The sequence below is a fragment of the Malaciobacter marinus genome, assembly GCF_003544855.1.
GTDB classification, from domain to species: domain Bacteria; phylum Campylobacterota; class Campylobacteria; order Campylobacterales; family Arcobacteraceae; genus Malaciobacter; species Malaciobacter marinus.
The window spans coordinates 1,373,353-1,393,226 of the sequence record NZ_CP032101.1; the positions used below are offsets into that span (position 1 = coordinate 1,373,353).

Below are 19,874 nucleotides of genomic sequence, written 5' to 3' on the forward strand. Positions count from 1 at the left end.
CTTAATTAAAATTCAAATCCACCGCCAGAGCCTTTATTCATTGACTCATAAACAGCTAATACATATTTTTTTCTTAATTCGCACTCAAAAAATAAAGAGCAAGATTTACAAGATTCAAGCTCTTTTGAATTTTGGCACTGTTTTAATCCTTTTAAAGCTTCTTCTAGCTTTAAGTCCCATTCATCAATTATAATTTCGTTAGGATTATTATTTTGCATTTTCTTTATATACTTTTAAAACTTTTTTTATCTCTTCATTTGAACCAAAAAAACAAGGAGTAGTATCATGAATATGAGTAGTTTCTACTTCTAAAGCTCTTTTAAATCCATCAATTGCTTGTCCATTTGCTTTTTCATAAATATAAGCAAAAGGGAAAACCTCAAAAAGTTGTCTTAATTTTCCTTTTGGTCTATCAGTTGTTCCTGGATATGAAAAAAGACCACCACCTTTTAATAAAATTTGGTGTAAATCAGGAACCATTCCTCCTGAATATCTTAGTCTATATCCATCTTCAAAAATTTCATCAATCATTTTTTTATGAAAAGGAGCCCAGCAGTTTTGTGTAGAACCTGGTGCATTTAATTTACCTTTTTCATTAAGTTTAAGTTCTTGCATAAATTTAAACTCATTATTTATTAGTCTATACATTTTAACATCATCTGTGGCAATTACAAGTTCAACCCTTGGCCCATAAACAACATATACAGCAGCAACTAAATTATTACCTGTGAAATCATTTTCATAAATACCAAAAATTGAACCAACTGAAAGATTTACATCAACAAGTGATGAACCATCTAAAGGATCATAAGCTATTAAGTATTTTCCATTTTCATTTAAAGGTACAATTTTTTCTTGTTCTTCACTAACAATAGCTTTAATACAAGAAACATTTTTAAAAATTGCCTCTATAATTTCATCACTTGCAATATCTAATTTTAATTGAGTATCACCAGTTGAATTCTCATTTGTACTTTTACTAGTATCACCAGTTTCAATTAAATTCTTTATATCTATTGCTGATTTTTTTATAGCATCAAAAATCTCTGTCATTTTATACTCTCTTTGAATTTTTTTCTACCCATTGTATAATCTCTTCTGGGTTATTTAAGTCAAGTTTATCAATATTTGAAGGAATATCATTACTATTGATTGTCTTATCAAAAGCTATTGCATCTGTAACATCAAAATATTTTTCATCTAAAGAGTTTCTAAATATTGATATTCTAGGAAGAGGAAGAGTTTTTAAGCCCTCAACTAATAAATAGTCAAAGTCACCAAAAAGCTCAATTAACTCATCAATTGAAGAAGATTCTTGTTTAAATAAAGTTGTTCTATTTGGTGAAACAACTGCAACATTTGCACCTGTTTGAGAAAACTTATCACTATCTTTTCCTGGAGTATCAAATCTAGCTTTATCTTTTGGGTCATGTTTTACAATACATACTTTATTGCCTTTATCTTGAAGTATGTTTGATACCTTTACTATTAAAGTTGTTTTTCCACTATTTGACGGACCAGAAAAAGCAACAGCTAATTTTTTATATTTCTTATTACTCATAGGCTGGATTTTATCCAAATGATGGTTAAAGTATCTTTAGTGTAAAATAACTTTCTCAAATAAATATGGAGATAATATATGAAAAAAATTTTAATATCTAGTCTTTTTGTTTCTAGTTTACTTTTTAATGCTTGTACAACAAATCATGCATTATTAAATTTTAAAAAAGAGAATATAAGAAATTCTAATGCACTTCAATTTACTAAAAAAAGTGATATTAAAATATCAAATGAACCTAAAGTACAATTTTTTGCAAGTTATTTAAATAAAATCAATAGGGATTTAAATAATAATAAAGAAGAGTTTTTAATTGGTGTTTATTTAATAAATAGTAAAACACAAAATTTTTTACAAGAGGGTTTTCAAATTACTTTAAATGGTAAAGAAGCTTTGGATAAAATACTAGTTGATGAAAAATCTGAATTAATAAAGTCATTACCTATAAAAAATCCTTGGGGAAGATATTATAAAGTTGAGTTTGAAAAACAAGAAGAGGGTAGTATGATATTAAAACTTGAAAAAACTAATTTTGGTCAGACTCAATTAAGTTTTCAAAAATAGAAGATAATTTAAATTCATTTTTATTATCTAAATGATTTTTATAAATATAATAATTTGCCAATACTTTTTTACCATATTCTCTTGTTTCATCATAAGAGATTAGCTCCATACTCATAAATGGTTCAAAATCGTTGTTTTTTGTGAACAATCCTAACTTTTTTTGATACTTAAAATAACCATATCCACCATTATATGAGTATGCAATAAACAAAGGATTATCTAAATTCTTTTCTAAATTATCAAGATGATAGTTTGCATATTTTAAGTTTGTTTTCGCATCAAATAGTTTATAAATATCATATGGCTCATCAAGTTTTTTTGCAATGTGCTTACTTAAAAATGGCATTATTTGCATAACACCTTGTGCAAATGCAGTTGAAATTGAAGCTGGTACAAAACCACTTTCTTGTCTTGCAATTGCATAAATCAAAGCTTTTCTTTCAATAGAATACTCGTTTAAATAATTTTTATATGGAGTAATAAAATAATGTTTAGTATATTTATAATATTTATTTAAAATATAAACTAAGTATGGTTTTGTTTTTTCTTTTGAAAAAATTGTTTTATACTCTTTTAGTTTTTCTTTATTGATATTTTTTGAATTAATTATCAAGTCAACCCATGAAAATGGATCATTAGTATTGAAAGTTGAAATAGCTTCATTTTGTTTTAACGAAATATCATAAACTATGTTATGAAGCTTCTTATTTAAAAGTTCTTTTGCATAAAGAGAATATATATCAAGATTATTTGAAGAAGATAACTCTTCTAAAAACTTTTTATCATAAGTGATTAAGTATTTCCAAAAAATAGCTCTATTTTTTCCATAATCATTATAAGCTTTCTTATATGAGTTAGATAAGTAAATTAATGCTTGTTTTAAATTTTCATTATTTATTTCATTAAGTGCTAGAAAAAAAGATGTTAAAGATTTAAAGTTTGTATCATCAATACCTAAAAAAGATTTACTTAAAAGATCTAATTGTGGATTAGTAATAGAGTATTTTATTAAAGTTTCTACTCTTTTATCTTTTTTTATTTTATTTAAAGTACTTTTAGGAAGTTTATAATTAAAAAAATCCATTTTAAATTGACTACCAGTTTTTAAATAAATATCGTAAAAATTGTCAATTGAAGTTGAGATAGTTTTAGTAAAAGGTATTGATGAAGCTAAAATTTTAAGTTTATTTGCAAAAGTAGGGTATTTATCTTTTACTTTTAAAATAGCTTCATTTAATTCAACTTGAGATAATTTTGTAGCTTTATATAAAGATAATCCAGCTTTTATACAATCATCATAAGTATTTATAAGCTCTTTAGCACTTGCTTGCATACATTGAACAACTGCAGTTGTTTCATCATGATTAAATTTTTTAGCAAAAGCATAAAAAATTTGATTTGAAACATATTTTACCATACTTAATGCTTTTGATGCCTCATCTGGTGTAATATCTTGTTTTAAATATTGTAGTATATAAAAGTCTTTTGTTATGGTTTTTGGTTTTTGTTCTAGCCAATCAAGAGTTATATTAAACCCTTGTTGTTTATCAATAGTTTTTTTCCCAATTGATTCTTTGTTAGTTTCTATATTGTTTGCATATATAAATGTAGTAATAAAAACTAAACAAAGAATTTTTTTCATTTTACATCATTCCTGTAAATAACTTTCCTAAAAATGTTTCTAGGAAAATTAGAATAAAAATAACAATAACTGGTGCTAAATCCATTCCTCCAAAGACTGTTGGAATATATTTTCTTATAAACGCATATGCAGGCTCAGTTAACCTATGTAACATTTGAACAATTGGATTATAAGGATCTGGTCTAACCCATGATAAAATGGCAGATATAATAATCACCCACTTATATAAAAATATTATTCCTAGAATAACTGTAAAAACAGAACTTAATAATGCATCTATCATTTTATAATTTCTCCTAAATAGTTTTTAATATAAGGATAAATATCACTTAAATTAACTCCATTTTCTTCTTTTGTTAATAAATATCTTAAAGGCATTAATAAAGAATCATCTTTTAATCCAGTATTTTGAGTAATATAGTTTTTGAAATTATTAAAGTCATCAATATGCGGAGCTTCTTTTAGACATTTGATAATTTGTTTAGATTCATCTTCAAAATCTTTACAAAGATTTTTTTTACTAAATATTAGATTTAATTTTTCTTTGATTCCATTTAAAGTGCTTGTTTCACTTAAAAATAATTTTCCCAATTTACCAATATCAGTATCTGCAAAACCTAAAAGTTTTGATAGTCTTAAATCATCAATTAATTCTAAATGTTTTTTATTAATAGTTTTGAGTTTCTCAAAATCAAAAATTACTTTTTTATTTGATATATTTTTTATATCAAACCATTGAATAGCTTCTTCTAATGTAAAAATTTCTTTTGGAGTTTCATTTCCTAAAAAAACAAGATAATTAGCAATTGCTACTGGTAAAAAACCTTCTTCAATTAGCCATTTTATAGAGTTTGAATTTTCTTTTTCATTCAATATTGATGGCAGATGAATGTAATTTATATCTTTTTTATAGCCTAAAGAGTTTCTTATATGAATTTGTCTAGATGCACTTAATATATGCTCTTTTTTATTTATAACCATAGTAATATCATAAATCATATCATCAACAGCACAAGCATACTCTGTTGTAGGAGTTTTATCATGGTTTAAAATTATAAAAGAATCAATATCATTTGGTGTATAATCAAATTCACCATTAAAAGAATCAATAAGTTTTATATTATCAATAGGTCTTTTAATTCTTACTGTAAAAGCTGCATTTACTTCTAATATTATTTCATCTGAAAGATTTGCACAAAAATCATCATAATTGTAATTCTTTCCTTCTTTTTTTGCACTCTCTTTTAACTCATTAAGTTTTGTATCACTACAAAAACAAGAAAAAGCCTTTTTTTGAGTCATTAGTTGCATTGCTAATTTTTGATGATATTTAATATTTTCACTTTGATAAATAACTCTTGAGTGCTCTATTGAAAAAAGATTTAAAAGTTCTAATATCTCTTTATCTTTTCCTTCAATATTTTTATCTTTATTAGCATCATCTATTCTAATTACAAGTTCTTCATCTGTTTTTTTTGAAATAATATAGTTAAGTAATGCAATTCTTAAATCTTCTAAATCAATATCTTTTGTCGGGCTTAACGCTATTCTTAACAATTTACTTCCTTACAATTGAAAATGATAAATCTATAATTTCTTTATGAGATTTTATATAATTATTTAAATCTTCAAGTTCCAAACTTTGAATTTTTTCTAACTCTTTTTGAGGATAATCTTGCTTTAATCCCTTATAATAAAGATTAAATGCTCTATTTAATCTTTGTGATAATGTTTCAGTTCTTAAAGGCTCACTTCCTGTTAAAAAGTTTTTAGCTGCATCAAGTTCTTCTTGAGTAACACCTTTTTGTACAAAATCTTTTACAATTTCTGCAACTAATTCTCGTGCTTCTTTTGCACTTTCTAATTTTGTTTGTAAGTATCCAGTAAAATATGAGTGTGACTTATTTATTGATACATATCCATAAGCACTATATGCCAATCCTCTTTTTACACGTATTTCTTCCATTAATCTTGAACCAAAACCAGAACCACCTAAAATAAATGAAGCAACTTTTGCTTTGTAGTTTTCTTCATCTTGTGCTTTTACATTAAATTTACTTCCAAAGTATATATATGCTTGTTCTGTTGGTTTTTTAAGTTCTTTGATAATTGGTTTTGCAGTTATTTCAACTTTCTTTAACTCTTTTTTACCTTTTGCAGGCATTGATTTTAATAAAGTTTGGATTTTATTTTCAAGCTCTTTAAACTCAATATCTCCACCAACAACAATAATTAAGTTTGAAAGATTGAATGTACTATCGATAAACTTTTTGACATCAGTTAATTTTATATTATTAATAGATTCAATTGTTCCAGAAGTAGGGTGTTGCAATACCGTGTCTTTAAATAAGATATCTTTTAATTGATTTTTTGCAACATAATCATAATCATTTTGTTTTCTCTTTAAAGAACCAATATGAATAGTTTTGATTTTTTCTACTACATTTTTATCATAGTTTGGATCTTTTAATAATTTTTTTAGAAGTTTAAATGCTTTTTCATTTACTTCTTTTAGAGAAGACAATTCAATAACAAATGTTTCAAAACCACTTGCAACATTTAATGAAATTGCATTACTTTCTAATTCTGAAGCAAATTTTGTTGAACCTAGTTTTTTAGTACCTTCATTTAATAATTTAGCTGAAAATGAAGCAATACCATTTAAATTCTCATCTTGTATTGAACCTGAATTTTGAAAAACAAGTTGCATATTTAAAATTGGCAGACTTGTTTGTTTCTCAAATATTACAGGAATTTTTGTATTATTAATCTCTATATGTTTTATTTGTGCGCTCATTAAAATTCCTTGTAAACTAAGTAGTGTAATAACACTTTTAAATAGTTTTATTGCTTTCATAATTTGGTTTAATACCTCTCTACGATCTCATAAGCTGTATTTCTTTTAGCAGGTTTTTCACCTATGTCTTTAATTAGAGTAATCATTTCATCTTGATTCATGCAATTACTAGCTCCTGCTGCTGCTACAACATTTTCTTCCATCATAGTACTTCCTAAATCATTTGCTCCAAATTTTAAAGCAAGTTGACCTATATATGATCCTTGTGTAACCCAAGAACTTTGAATATTTGGAACATTATCTAAAAATAGTCTTGAAACTGCTAATAATCTTAGATATCTATTTGAAGATTGAGGTTTCAAATCAGGTATCTCTTCTTTTAGTTTTGTATTTGCACTTTGGAAAGACCACATAATAAATGCTCTAAATCCTTGTGTTTCATCTTGTAATCTTCTAACTAAATCCCAGTGTTCAATTATATCTTCATCACTTTCTATTGTACCAAACATCATAGTAGCAGTTGTTTTCATTCCAATTGAATGTGCAAGTTTATGTACTTCAATCCAATCTTTAACATCAATTTTTTTTGGAGCAATTACATCTCTTACTTTATCACTAAGTATTTCAGCACCTGCACCTGGAATTGAACTAAGACCTTTTGCTTGAAGTCTTTTTAAAACTTCAAGTTTTGATATTTTAGATACTTTTGCTATATATGTGATTTCAATCGCAGAAAAACTATGAAGAGTGATTTGTGGAAATTTTGTATGAATATGTTCAACTAAATCTTCATAATAATCAATTTTTAAATTTGGATGAACTCCACCTTGCATAAGTATTTGTGTACCACCAATTGCAAGTAACTCTTCGATTTTTTCATCAATTTGTTCATATGATAAAACATATGACTCATCGTCTTTTTTGTGTCTATAAAAAGCACAGAACTTACAATCAACCCAGCAAACATTTGTATAATTGATATTTCTATCAACTACAAATGTAGTAATTTTATCTGGATGAAGTTGTGTCTTTTTTTGACTTGCAAGTTTACCTAATTCGTTTAAAGAAGCATTTTGTATTAAATCTAATGCCTCTTCTTTTGATAATCTTTTGTCTAAATTTATTGGTTTAACCATTAAAAACTACTTCCTAAAGAAAATTCAAATGATGATGTATCATCACCAGATTCATCATCAAGTGGTCGTGCAAATATTAATTGAAGTGGACCAACTGGTGATACCCACTCAAATACTGCACCTGTTGAAGATCTTGTGATATCATCAAAGTTTTCTTCACCAATCATCCCGTAATCATAAAATACTGCCCATCTCATTTTTGCACTATCAACAAGCGGGAAACTTAATTCAATAGAGTTTGCAAACATTCTTTTATATGGATCTTGTATTTCTCCATCTTCATTATCTGGACCAAATGCATAAGATTTAAACCCTCTTAATGTTTTAGGACCACCAAGGTATAGTGAATCACCTTGATTTATTTGACCATTGTCTATTAAAAATTTTAAGCTAGTTTTATATCTAAAAATCCAATCTAAATCAAATTTATCTTCTAGTGAATAAAAATATTTAAAATATGAACTTGATTCAACATATTTTGAATCTCCTCCTAAACCTGCAATTTCTAATGATGTACCTGTTTTTATACCATTTTTTGGTAAATAAAAATCATCTGTATTATTAAAGTTTAAATAAGGAGTAATTGAACTTGTTAAATAATCAGTATCTTTGTAATAATTTTTTCCTTCGATTTTCTTGAAATCATCTTCATAATCATACTCTTCTTTAATAAAATCAAGTCTATATCTTGCACCTGCATAAAAGTTTCTAAAGAACTCTTTTCCTGCACCAATAGAAAATCCAGTAGATTTTTTATCTAAGTCATAAACATCTCTTCCAATTTCTGTAACAGTATTATGAATTTCAACATCACCATTGTATTTAGTATCTGCAATTGCAGGGTTTCTTAAACTAAATTGGAATTTTGATTTTTTTGCTGAAAGTTCAGTTGATAAACCAAGGCTAAGACCTGACCCAAATATATTATTATCATTAATAGCAGCATTTACCATCATCTTATCATATGAACCATATCCACCACCAAGAATCAAATTACCTGTTCTTGCTTCAATAACTTTAACCACTAAATCCATTTTATCTTCTGAAACTCTTCTTTGTTGAACTTGTACATCATCAAAATAACCAGTTCTTTTTAACTTAGAAACAGAGTCATTATAATCAGTAAGATTAAACTGATCCCCTGGTGCTAAATATACATTTCTTCTAATAACTCTATCTAATGTTCTTGAATTTCCTGAAATTTTAACATCATTTATGTAAACTTTTTTACCAGGAATAACATTAAGTATAATATCTGCTGTTGCATTTTTTTCATCTTTTTTTATATCATACTTAACTTGTGCAAAGGCATATCCTAAGTTTGCAACTTGTGTTTTTATATATTCTACATCATCTCTTAATTTAGAAATATTAAATGTTCTATCTTTTTTAAGTTTTAATTCTGGATATAACTCTTTTGATTTTAATATAGATTCATCTATATAAATAGTAATAGAGTTTGTTGTGTATTGTTGTCCTTCTTCAATGAAAAAGTCAAGTCTTGCTTGATTTGAAGCAAAATCAACTTTTAAGAAAGGATCTTTTACTTTTGCATCTAAGTATCCATTTTGAAAATATAATTCATTGATTCTTGGACTTTCATAAGATAACTGGTCAAGTTTTAACTCTCCATCATTTTGTCCAAACCACCAAGAAATATAATCTTTTTCTTTATTTGCCGTTACATTCTCAAAATTAGAATTATCAAGATTTTTAGCTCCTACGTAATTAACATTTTTAATTACGATTTCATCACCTTTATTTACATTAAATGTAAGTGAAACAGAACCCTCAGTAATAGGTTCAACTTCGATTTCTACAATTGAGTTGATATAACCTTCTTTTTCAAGCTCTTTTAATAGTATCTCTTTTGCATTTTTTGCTCTTTGGGCAGAATACATACTACCTTTTCTAAGTCCCATTAAAACTTTCAAACTATCAATATCTTCTTCTCTAGTTTTGTATCCATATATATCTAAGTTTGCAATTGATGGTTTCTCTTTAAAAAGAAACTGAAGCTTTCCATTCTCTTCTTTTACAGAAATATCATCAAAATATCCAAATTTATAAAACTCTTTAATTGCTTTATTTATCTTATTTACATCTATCTCATCACCAGCTTTTAAATTGAGTGTTTCACTTGCTATTTTAGATGAAATTTTTGTTAAATTTACATATTCAATTGAATTTATCTGTTCTGCATGAAGTAGTGTAGCTAACGTCATAGATAGTAAGGTAAGTCTCTTTTTCACATTAATCCTTATTACATTTATAATTAAAGTGGTTAATATATCTAAATAAACTTTATAGCATGTTTAAGATATAATTGTTTAAATAATTATTTTAGAAGGTGAAAATTTTGAATATAGGTATAGTAGGATTAGGACTAATGGGAGGTTCTTTAGCAAAAGCAGTTAAAAGATATGGGATTGCAAAGAAGGTTCTAGGATACATAAATAGTGAAAAAAACAAAAAAGATGTACTAGAATTAAAACTAGTTGATGAAATTGTAGATTTAGAAACTTTAAAAAAAGAATCTGATGTTATTATACTAGCAATTCCAGTTGATGGAATTATTAAGATGTTTCCATCTTTTTTAGATATTGATGATAAGACTACTATTATTGATATGGGTTCAACAAAAGAGTATATAGTAGAAAATATTCCTGAAAAAATTAGAGAAAACTTTGTGCCAGCACACCCTATGACAGGTACTGAAAAGTCTGGACCAAAAGCCTCAATTGATGATTTATATGAGGGTAAAACTGTAGTATTGTGTAACTTAGAAAAAAATGGAAATATGCATGTAAATAAAGCATTTAGAATATTCCAAGGAATTGGAATGAGAATAGTAGTAATGGATGCAGATGAACATGATGTTCATGCTTGTTTTATGTCTCATTTGCCACATGCTATCTCTTTTTCTTTAGCAAATACAGTTATGGGACATGAAGATCCAAAATCTATTATTGCCTTAGCTGCTGGTGGATTTAAAGATATGAGTAGGGTTGCAAAGTCAAGTCCTAGAATGTGGAGTGATGTTTTTAAACAAAATAGAAAAAATCTTTTAACTTCAATCGATTTATTTGAAGAACATATGAAAAAAGTTAGAAAAATGGTTGAAGATGAAAATTATGAAGAACTAGAAAAGTGGATGGCAAAAGCCAATACTTTACATGAGATACTTTAACGTATCTCTTCTTGTGTATTTATAGCTTCTTGAACTTTTATTGCTTGATAATGCTCTTTTACATCATGGCATCTAATAATTGATGCTCCTTTGTTGATTGATTCTAAATGAATTGCTAGAGTTCCAGGAAGTCTTTGTTCAATTGATGAAGTTACTATTTTATCAATCATTGATTTTCTACTTGCTCCAATTAGTAATTCATACCCCATATATTTAAAATGTTCTAAGTTTTTTAGTAGTAACAAATTGTGTTCTAAGGTTTTACCAAAGCCAATTCCTACATCTAAAATAATATCTTTAAGACCAAAACTTTCTGCTTTTTGTGTTTGTTGTTTTAAAAATTCTTCTACTTCTAAGATGACATTTTTATAAGTAGGGCTTTCTTGCATTGTTTTTGGATCATTTTGCATATGCATAATAACTGCAGTTGCATTATATTTTGCAGTTAATTTTATAACTTCTTCATTTTGTAAACCTGTAATATCATTTACTATTTTAAAACCTTTATTTAAAACATAGTCAATTACTAAAGGTTCATATGAATCAATAGAGAAAATCGCCTTTTCATAAAGCTTTTGTTCATAGATTGAATCTACTATATTTTTTACTCTTTGTAATTCAATTTCTGGTTTCACAGGGATACTTCCAGGTCTACTTGATACTGCTCCAATATCAATAATATCTGCTTTATCAGTTATTAAAGCTTCGATTCTAGTTATTGCTTGAGACTCACTAAATCTACTATTTTTAAAAAAAGAGTCTTCATTTGCATTTAATACACCCATTATTTTTGTTTTATTTGTTTTCATATTAAAATCTTTTTCTATTATTTATTGTTAAAAGCAAAGTTGTTAATACATTTATAGGACGTGAATTTAAATTAATTAATTTAATTGCATTTGAAAACATATCAAGCTCTTTTTGTGTTAAGTTTATATTTTGTTCTTTTACTTTAAAAAGCATTGATTCAACTATTGAAATAGCTTCATTTTTTGAGATTTTTTGATTCTCTTTTAAAAAATTATAAATATCTTTTAAATCAAGTCTTAATAAATCCAATTTAGATGAATTTAAATTTTGTGATTTTTTTAAATATTTATGGGGCATTCTTGAAAAAATTGTTGGTAATATTGTTGACTTTGTTGTTGTCACAATAATAAAAACAATATTTTTTGGTGGTTCTTCTAATACCTTTAATAAAGAGTTTTGAGCTTCACTTCTAAATGTTGTACCACATAATATAAGATATTTTTTACTATTTGTAGCAATATAAGCTTCTTTTACAGCTGCATTTGCTTGAGCTAATAAAAACTCATCTTTTTGTTCATTTTTTATAACTCTAGCTGAATGCGTTGGCAAAGTTGATAAAAGATATGAAAGAGTATCTTCTATACTATTTACTATTAATATAGTTGATGAATCCACTTTTATATCGTTTATATTTGTCATTACATTAGTTCTCTACATTTATTTCTGCAAAAAGCGCAGCACTTAAAGTTTTAGTATAAAGTCTAAACATTTGCAAAAGTTTCATATCTAAAGCATCATCTTTACTTCTTAAATTAAAAGCGTCTTGCATCTCTTCATCAAAAAGCCATAAAAATGAGTTTTTAGAAACTTTTGGAATAATTGCCCTTACACTTTGACTTCTCCCAATATACCAAAAACAATAGCCATTAGGAAAAGAGATACTTAACATATCTTTTATATAGTTAATATCATCTTCTGATTTAACTTCATCTAAATATTTATAAAAACCTTTTGCATCATAAAAAGGTAAAAACGGTCTATTTAAATTTTGTGAGTTTATATTTGTAAAAATATATTCTAAAAACCAATCTCTTTCTTTATCTGTAATTATAATTACAGAACAACCTTTTTCAAGTATATTCACTACAGATTTAGATACTAAAGGAGTCCATTCATATTTTTTCTCTTCTAACCAAGGAGAAAGTAATTTATCTTCTCTTATAGTATCAACTGTCCAATTTAAAAATTCTTGCACTATTACTTATCCAGATTGTAAACTTCGTGTAGTGCTCTAACTGCTAACTCTGCATACTTTTCTTCAATAACCATAGATATTTTTATTTCACTTGTTGAAATAATTCTTATATTAATATTTTCATTTGCTAAAGTAGAAAATGCTTTTGAGGCAACACCTGTATGAGACTTCATACCTACACCAACAATTGATACTTTACATATAGAATCGTTATATTCAATATTTCTAGTATCTGTTCTAAATGTTTCCATTACTTTTTTACATGCTTCAAAATCAGTAGTTGGAATTGTAAAGTCTAAGTCAGCTTTTCCATCTACTCCAACTGTTTGAACTATCATATCTACATTAATATTTTCATTTGCTAATGATGTAAAAATAGAAGCTGCAATTCCTGGTCTATCTTTAACACCATACATTCCAACTCTAATTTGGTTTCTATCTAATGCAATACCGCTAACTATTGGTTTTTCCATAATATTTTCTTCCTTAGTTATTAATGTACCTTCAACTTCTGGTGTGAAGCTACTTCTTGATATCAAATTTACATTTAATTTTTTTGCCATTTCTACTGATCTGTTTTGTAATACTTTAGCTCCAAGACTTGCAAGCTCTAACATTTCATCATATGAGATTTTATCAAGCTTTTTAGCTTTTGGTTCAATTCTTGGATCTGTTGTATAAATTCCATCAACATCTGTATAAATTTCACAAACATCTGCATTTATTGCGCCAGCTATTGCTACAGCTGTTAAATCACTACCACCTCTACCAAGTGTAGTTACTCTACCTTCATAAGTAACTCCTTGAAAACCTGCAACAACTATAATTTTGCCTGCTTTCATAGCAGTTTTCATAGCAGTTGTATCAATATCTTCAATTCTTGCTCTTGTGTGTGAAGAGTCAGTTTTTATTCCAGCTTCTCTTCCACTCATAGAAGTAGTCTTATATCCTTGTTCATTTAATGCAATTGATAAAAGTGCTGAAGTTACTCTTTCTCCTGAACTTAAAAGCATATCCATCTCAGCTTTATTTGGATTACTTGAAAAATGCTCAGCATAATCAATTAATTTATTAGTTTCTCCACTCATTGCAGAAACTACAGCAATAATATCATGTCCTTCATCACGGATTTTTTTTATAATGTTTGCTACATTTTGAATTCTATCTAAATTACCAACACTTGTTCCGCCAAATTTTAATACTTTTAACATCTTTTTTAATTACCTTTTTAAATATAACCTTCATTTCTAAAATATTTTAATACTTGTTTATACACTGTTCTTTTAAAGAATGTTATATAATCATAAATATTTTTTGTTTCAACAAATTTGTATTCGCTAAATTCAGGTATTTGAGTATTGATATTTATTTTTGCGCCTTTTTTTAACTTTACTAAATAATATCTTTGAATTTGCCCATCATATGGTTGCATTTTTTTTGCAATTGCAGGGGGGAACTCATAACTTACCCACTGCGGATATTCAGCAATAATTTCAATTTCCTTTGTTCCGATTTCTTCTTCAAGCTCTCTATAAAGAGCTTCTTTAGACGATTCACCCTCATCAATTCCACCTTGTGGAAACTGCCAAGCATTCTCTACATCGGTACGAGAAGCTATAAAAACTTCACATTTTTCAGGATATTTTGCTGATAGTACAATTGCTGCAACATTTGGTCTGTAGTTTTTACCATCTTTTTTTTCTATTGTTTCTTTTTTATCAGTCATAAATATATTTTCCCTTATAATTAGGCGAAAATTATATTTAAATTAGGATTAAAAATTGCTTTTATATATACATATTCCCTTTTGTGATAGTAAATGTCACTATTGTGCATTCAATTCTTACACAGATAAGTTTCACTTAAAACATAACTATATGAAAGCTTTAGTTAAACAACTAAAGTTTGAATTAGAGTATGTTAAAAAAGAAAATAAAAAACTAGAAACGGTTTTTATAGGAGGAGGGACTCCTAGTTCTATAAAGCATGAAGAGTATGAAGAGGTTTTTGAATTAATAAAACCTTATTTAGAAAAAAACTGTGAAATAACAACAGAGGCAAACCCAAACTCAGCAAGTGAGAAATGGCTTTTAGGAATGAAGAGTTTTGGGGTAAATAGAATAAGCTTTGGAGTACAAAGTTTTGACAATGAGAAGTTAAAAAAACTAGGAAGAGCGCATAATAGTAAAAGTGCTATAAATGCTATACAAAAAGCTAGTTGTATAGGTTTTAATGGTATTAACTGTGATATAATTTACGGAGTAGAAGCAGATAGCTTTGAAAGTTTAAAGAAGGATTTTGATACTGCTTTTTCATTGCCAATAACACATTTAAGTGCATATAGTTTGACTATTGAAAAAGGCACAAAATTTTATAATAAATCTGAAATAAAAATTGATGATGAAGAGTTATCATATGAAATATTTGATTATATAAATAAGTGTGGATTTACCCAATATGAAATCTCAAATTTTTCAAAAGCAAAAGAGTTTGAATCAAAACATAATTATGGATATTGGGAACATAAAGAGTATTTAGGTGTAGGTGCTGGTGCAGTTGGATATAAACAAAACTCAAGATATTATCCAAAAAAAGATATTCAAGAGTATATAAATGAACCAATAAAGTATGAAATTGAAAATTTAAGCAAAAAAGATATAAAAATAGAAAAAGTTTTATTGGGGTTTAGGTCTTCAACTGGCGTAAAAATAGAACTATTTAACGAAAATGAGTTAAAAGAAGTGCAAGATTTAATAGATGAAAAGAAACTTATATTAAAAGATGATAAAGTTTATAATCAAAACTTTTTATTAGCAGATGAATTGGCTTTATATGTAATAGAGTAAAGTTTCAATAAAATAGGCAAAATATTTAACAAAGGTATTATATTTGACAATAAAAGATTGTATAAAAAATTATTCAAAACAGTTAAGAGATATAACTCATATTCCCAACAAAGAAGTTGAGATTTTAATTTTACATATTTTACAAAAAAATGTTATTTGGTTACATCTACATTATAATGAAGAGTTCAAACATGAAAAAGAGCTTGAGAAACTTGTAAAAAAAAGAGCTACTAACTATCCAATGGAATATATAACAAAAAAAGCTTCATTTTATGGGGAACTTTTTGAGGTTGCAACAAATGTATTAATCCCTAGACCTGAAACAGAGCTTTTAGTAGAAAATGCAGTTGAGATATTAAAAGATATAAAAAGCCCAAAAGTATTAGAAATAGGTACAGGCTCAGGAATTATTTCAGTAATGCTTGCAAAACTTGTAGATAATATAAAAATTATTGCAGTAGATATTAATGATGATGCAATTATTTTAGCTAAGAAAAATGCAAAAAAACATGAAATCGAGCATAAAATAGAGTTTATTAAAAGTGATTTATATGAAAATATAGATGAACAAATATTTGATATGACTATTTCTAATCCTCCATATATTGCAAACAGTTATAAACTACCATTAAATGTAGAGTTTGAACCAAGAAGTGCTCTATTTGGAGGAGAAGTTGGAGATGAAATTTTAAAAAGAATTATTGATGATACATATAATAAAAAGATTAGATATTTATTATGTGAAATGGGATATGATCAGAAAAAACCTTTAGAAGAGTACTTTAAAAATTTTGATATACAAAAGTATGAGTTTTACAAAGATTACTCAAATTTTGATAGAGGTTTTAGTATTAAATTTATAAAAGGAGATAAATAATGTTTAAAGAGTTTAATTTAGAAAATTTAGAAAATAGTAAAAGTTTATTAGAAGAGAAAATAAATCAGAGTAAAGATAAAGTTGAGGAACTTTTAAAAATAGAAGAAAAGAGTTATGAAAATTTTGTAATGCCTTATCAAGAAGTAGGGGAGAACTTAAGTGATTTTATAACTCCAATCTTTCATATTGATTCAGTTAAAAATTCAAATATTACACAAAAAGTTTTAGAAGAGTGCATTCCTTTGATCTCAATTTATGAAACTGAGATGTCTCAAAATGATAATATTTATAGGTCTTTAAAAGATATACAAGATAAGGATTATATATCTTTAAGTAGTATACAAAAAAAAGTTCTAGAAAATGAGATAAAAGATTTTGAATTAAGTGGTTGTCATCTAGATGAAGAAAAAAAGAATAGACTTAAACAATTAAATTTGAAGCTTAGTGAATTGTCTCAAAAGTTTTCTCAAAATCTTTTAAATGCAACAAATAGCTTTGAAATGATATGTGAAAATTTTGAAGATGTAAAAGAGTTACCAAAGTCAGATTTAGAACTAGCAAAATTTACAGATGAAAATGATAATAAAACAAAATATAAATTTACTCTTCAAATGCCATCATATTTAGCTTATATTACATATGGAACTAATAGAGAAAAAAGAGAAGAAATTTATAAAGCTTATTGTACTAGAGCACCAGAAAATGAAGAAGTAATCAATGAAATATTGAAATTAAAAGATGAAAAAGTAAAACTTCTTGGTTTTGAAAACTATTCACAATACTCTTTAAGTAGAAAAATGGCTAATAGTGAAGAAGAGGTTGTTTCATTTTTAAAAGAGTTAGCAATTAAAGGTAAACAAAGTGCTAAAGAAGAACTAGAAGAGATCAAAACATATGCAAGTGAAGATAACATTGAAGATATTAAAAGCTTTGATATGGCTTATTATAGTGAGAAAGTTAAAAAAGCAAAATATGATTTAGACCAAGAGTATTACAGACCTTATTTTGAACAAAAATCTGTATTAAATGGATTCTTTAGTTTTCTAAATGATATATTTGAAATTAAGTTTGAAGAGGTTCAAACAAAGACTTGGGATGATAAAGTAAAAGTATTTAATATTTTTGAAAATAATAAAACTATAGCTAGAATTTATCTTGATTTAGAAGCAAGAGAAGATAAAAGAGGTGGTGCTTGGATGAATAACTGGCATACTCACTATGTTGATTCAAATAAAAAAGAACATTTACCTACAGCATATGTAGTTTGTAATTTTCCACAATCAAAAGATAATACTCCTTCATTATTAAGACATGATGATGTTGTTACTTTATTTCACGAAATGGGACATGCATTACATCATTTATTAAGTAAAGTAAATGAACCATATGTTAGTGGAATTTCTGGTGTTGCATGGGATACAGTTGAATTTCCTTCACAATTTTTAGAATATTTTGCATATGCAAAAGATGTTTTAAAAATTTTTGCAAAACATTATGAAACAAAAAAAGTTTTAGATGATGAAGCAATTCAAAGATTAATAGATGCTAGAAATTTTCAATCATCATTATCAATGTTAAGACAAGTTGAGTTTGCATTGTTTGATTTTAACCTACATCAAAAATTATACAACAATGCAGAAGAAATACAAGCTTTACTTGATAGCATAAGAGCAGAGTATAGCCCATTAATCCCACCTTCATACAATAAATTCCAACATGGATTTGGACACATTTTTGGAGGTGGTTATGCTGCTGGGTACTATTCATATAAATGGGCTGAAGTTTTAAGTGCTGATGCATTTTATATGTTTATAGACTCTGGAAATTTGTTTAACAAAGAGTTAGCCATGAAATATAAAGAGCATATTTTACAAAAAGGTGGTTCTGAAAATATGGATAAATTGTTCTATAAATTTGCACAAAGAGAACCAAGTGTTGATTCTTTATTGAAAATTGATGGAATTATTAGCTAATTTTTGTAATAATAGCTTTTTTAAATACAAACCTAAAAGAGGATTTTATAAATATGACTAATCAAGAGACTATTACAAAATTAAATGAAGCTTTAAATACATTAATAAAAGCATATGAAGAATTACAAAATGAGAATACACTATTAGAAGAAAAAATTGATAATCTTAATAAAGATAAAAAAGAACTTGAAGCAAAAGTGGGAGGCCTAGAAGATAAAAATAGAAATTTAGAAGATAATGTTAATGAATTAAATGATTCTACAGAAAAACAAAACAATAACATTAATTCTATGTTAGGTAAAATTGAAAATCTTCTAGGTAGCAAAAAAAATTCTAACAAATATGAAAAAGATAATAATAATAATAAGTTTGATTCAAGAGAAAAAGAAACCTTTATTAAAGAACAAGATAATTCTAAAAATAGTAGTTTAGATCAAATACTAGAAGAAGAAATTGACAATACTTCTGCAAATTTCAAAGAATCTAGTAATAGTGAAAATAAAATAGATTTAAATAGAATGGCTTCTTTACTAAATGGTTTTAATAATTAAAGATAGCTATGACTAAACACATAGATAAAAATACTCTTTTTAATACTTTTGGAATTGATTGTTTCAATTCATTGGAGGAGGCTATAAATAAAATGCCACCTTCAATAGTTGAGTATCATTTAAATAATTTAGATACTCATGAGTGCGAAGTTTATTTTAATAAAAGAGATATTGAAAAATCTGTTAACTTTGGAGAATATAGTATATATTTAGATTATAGTGATAATATTTATATTGAAATTGATATAGAAGAAGATAATTATACAAATAGCTTTTTTTAGCTATTTGTCTTTACTCTTTATCTTGTAATTGTGAAAATATAAGTGGTACAATTTCTTTACAACTTCCTAAATGTGGAAGAATCTTAAATTTAATATCTGGATACTCTTCTTTTAATTTATCTATTTCTTTTGGAATATCATCTTTTACATGTTTACCTGCTGCAAGAAAATATGGAAAAACTTCTATTTCGTTACATCCATTTACAATTTCATTTTTTATGCTTTTATAAATTGTGGGTTCACATAACTCTAAAAATGCATAGGTGATTTTTAAATTATCATCAATATTATTTATTATTAATTTTTCTGCTAAATTTTGTATCTCTTTATTTGAACTTTCTAATCGACTTCCATGGGCAATAATTACTAATAATTTCATATTTAAATTCCTTTAATATATATATTGTACAAATTTATCATTAATTTTAATATAGTTTTTTTGTTTTTTAAAATA

General features: G+C 26.3%; 22 protein-coding genes. 7 read left to right on the top strand and 15 right to left on the bottom strand.

Features of this window, described 5'->3' with window-relative positions:
- Positions 1-5 precede the first annotated feature (5 nt).
- Genes AMRN_RS06790 through mobB form a run of 3 tightly spaced genes read right to left on the bottom strand, consistent with a single transcriptional unit; the run spans position 6 to position 1,561 of the window.
- Complete coding sequence (locus AMRN_RS06790) at positions 6-218, bottom strand: hypothetical protein (protein WP_079579843.1); 213 nt, start codon at positions 216-218, stop codon at positions 6-8.
- The gene (locus AMRN_RS06795; RefSeq protein ID WP_099310173.1) at positions 208-1,053 is read right to left on the bottom strand and encodes a class 1 fructose-bisphosphatase; all 846 of its coding nucleotides are present in this window, start codon (positions 1,051-1,053) and stop codon (positions 208-210) included. The genes AMRN_RS06790 and AMRN_RS06795 overlap by 11 nt, the downstream gene beginning before the upstream one ends.
- Position 1,054: 1 nt before the next feature.
- Positions 1,055-1,561, bottom strand: a complete 507-nt coding sequence (gene mobB / locus AMRN_RS06800) for a molybdopterin-guanine dinucleotide biosynthesis protein B (RefSeq protein WP_099310174.1) — start codon at positions 1,559-1,561, stop codon at positions 1,055-1,057.
- A gap of 78 nt (positions 1,562-1,639) precedes the next feature.
- Between mobB and AMRN_RS06805 the strand changes: the two genes are divergently transcribed.
- Positions 1,640-2,122 carry a hypothetical protein gene (locus tag AMRN_RS06805; RefSeq protein WP_099310175.1) on the top strand — a complete coding sequence of 161 codons (483 nt, stop codon included), beginning with the start codon at positions 1,640-1,642 and terminating at the stop codon, positions 2,120-2,122.
- Here the strand turns inward: AMRN_RS06805 and AMRN_RS06810 are convergent.
- The 6 genes from AMRN_RS06810 to bamA all read right to left on the bottom strand — a co-directional run bounded on the left by AMRN_RS06810 (position 2,085) and on the right by bamA (position 9,949).
- Entirely contained in the window at positions 2,085-3,764 is a 1,680-nt protein-coding gene (locus tag AMRN_RS06810; protein WP_099310176.1) for a lytic transglycosylase domain-containing protein, read from the bottom strand. The two genes, AMRN_RS06805 and AMRN_RS06810, sit on opposite strands and share 38 nt — an antisense overlap.
- Position 3,765: 1 nt before the next feature.
- On the bottom strand, positions 3,766-4,047 hold the full coding sequence (locus AMRN_RS06815) for a YggT family protein (protein ID WP_099310177.1): 282 nt from the start codon (positions 4,045-4,047) through the stop codon (positions 3,766-3,768).
- Positions 4,044-5,321, bottom strand: coding sequence for a glutamate--tRNA ligase family protein (locus tag AMRN_RS06820; RefSeq protein ID WP_099310178.1), 1,278 nt, complete (start codon positions 5,319-5,321; stop codon positions 4,044-4,046). The genes AMRN_RS06815 and AMRN_RS06820 overlap by 4 nt, the downstream gene beginning before the upstream one ends.
- A 1-nt stretch (position 5,322) precedes the next feature.
- Positions 5,323-6,561 carry a M16 family metallopeptidase gene (locus AMRN_RS06825; protein WP_099310209.1) on the bottom strand — a complete coding sequence of 413 codons (1,239 nt, stop codon included), beginning with the start codon at positions 6,559-6,561 and terminating at the stop codon, positions 5,323-5,325.
- A gap of 68 nt (positions 6,562-6,629) precedes the next feature.
- Positions 6,630-7,697 (bottom strand): dehypoxanthine futalosine cyclase, encoded by a 1,068-nt coding sequence (locus AMRN_RS06830; protein WP_099310179.1) that lies wholly within the window; start codon positions 7,695-7,697, stop codon positions 6,630-6,632.
- The gene (bamA, locus tag AMRN_RS06835; RefSeq protein WP_228150782.1) at positions 7,697-9,949 is read right to left on the bottom strand and encodes an outer membrane protein assembly factor BamA; all 2,253 of its coding nucleotides are present in this window, start codon (positions 9,947-9,949) and stop codon (positions 7,697-7,699) included. The genes AMRN_RS06830 and bamA overlap by 1 nt, the downstream gene beginning before the upstream one ends.
- 107 nt (positions 9,950-10,056) lie before the next feature.
- Here bamA and AMRN_RS06840 point away from each other — a divergent pair, with 107 nt between their 5' ends.
- Positions 10,057-10,887, top strand: a complete 831-nt coding sequence (locus tag AMRN_RS06840) for a prephenate dehydrogenase (protein ID WP_099310181.1) — start codon at positions 10,057-10,059, stop codon at positions 10,885-10,887.
- Here the strand turns inward: AMRN_RS06840 and folP are convergent.
- The 5 genes from folP to AMRN_RS06865 are packed head-to-tail and all read right to left on the bottom strand — an operon-like array spanning position 10,884 to position 14,618.
- Positions 10,884-11,696, bottom strand: coding sequence for a dihydropteroate synthase (gene folP / locus AMRN_RS06845; RefSeq protein WP_099310182.1), 813 nt, complete (start codon positions 11,694-11,696; stop codon positions 10,884-10,886). The genes AMRN_RS06840 and folP overlap by 4 nt on opposite strands.
- Before the next feature lies 1 nt (position 11,697).
- Positions 11,698-12,336, bottom strand: a complete 639-nt coding sequence (locus tag AMRN_RS06850; RefSeq protein ID WP_099310183.1) for a DNA polymerase III subunit delta' — start codon at positions 12,334-12,336, stop codon at positions 11,698-11,700.
- 4 nt (positions 12,337-12,340) lie between these two features.
- Positions 12,341-12,892: a HobA family DNA replication regulator gene (locus AMRN_RS06855; protein ID WP_099310184.1), complete on the bottom strand. Its 552-nt coding sequence runs from the start codon at positions 12,890-12,892 to the stop codon at positions 12,341-12,343.
- A 2-nt stretch (positions 12,893-12,894) separates the two neighbouring features.
- Positions 12,895-14,103, bottom strand: a complete 1,209-nt coding sequence (locus AMRN_RS06860) for an aspartate kinase (RefSeq protein WP_099310185.1) — start codon at positions 14,101-14,103, stop codon at positions 12,895-12,897.
- 17 nt (positions 14,104-14,120) lie between these two features.
- Positions 14,121-14,618 carry an RNA pyrophosphohydrolase gene (locus AMRN_RS06865; RefSeq protein WP_099310186.1) on the bottom strand — a complete coding sequence of 166 codons (498 nt, stop codon included), beginning with the start codon at positions 14,616-14,618 and terminating at the stop codon, positions 14,121-14,123.
- 55 nt (positions 14,619-14,673) lie between these two features.
- Here AMRN_RS06865 and hemW point away from each other — a divergent pair, with 55 nt between their 5' ends.
- The 5 genes from hemW to AMRN_RS06890 are packed head-to-tail and all read left to right on the top strand — an operon-like array spanning position 14,674 to position 19,420.
- Positions 14,674-15,738 carry a radical SAM family heme chaperone HemW gene (gene hemW / locus AMRN_RS06870; RefSeq protein WP_099310187.1) on the top strand — a complete coding sequence of 355 codons (1,065 nt, stop codon included), beginning with the start codon at positions 14,674-14,676 and terminating at the stop codon, positions 15,736-15,738.
- A 43-nt stretch (positions 15,739-15,781) separates the two neighbouring features.
- Positions 15,782-16,615: a peptide chain release factor N(5)-glutamine methyltransferase gene (gene prmC, locus AMRN_RS06875; RefSeq protein ID WP_099310188.1), complete on the top strand. Its 834-nt coding sequence runs from the start codon at positions 15,782-15,784 to the stop codon at positions 16,613-16,615.
- Positions 16,615-18,588 (top strand): M3 family metallopeptidase, encoded by a 1,974-nt coding sequence (locus tag AMRN_RS06880; RefSeq protein WP_191282181.1) that lies wholly within the window; start codon positions 16,615-16,617, stop codon positions 18,586-18,588. The genes prmC and AMRN_RS06880 overlap by 1 nt, the downstream gene beginning before the upstream one ends.
- A gap of 53 nt (positions 18,589-18,641) precedes the next feature.
- Positions 18,642-19,139, top strand: a complete 498-nt coding sequence (locus AMRN_RS06885) for a hypothetical protein (RefSeq protein ID WP_099310190.1) — start codon at positions 18,642-18,644, stop codon at positions 19,137-19,139.
- Between the two features lie 8 nt (positions 19,140-19,147).
- Entirely contained in the window at positions 19,148-19,420 is a 273-nt protein-coding gene (locus tag AMRN_RS06890) for a hypothetical protein (protein WP_099310191.1), read from the top strand.
- A gap of 10 nt (positions 19,421-19,430) precedes the next feature.
- On the opposite strand, the gene AMRN_RS06895 is transcribed toward AMRN_RS06890, so the two are convergent.
- A complete protein-coding gene (locus AMRN_RS06895; protein WP_099310192.1) occupies positions 19,431-19,799 on the bottom strand; it encodes a sirohydrochlorin chelatase in 369 nt (122 codons plus the stop codon).
- Positions 19,800-19,874 lie beyond the last annotated feature (75 nt).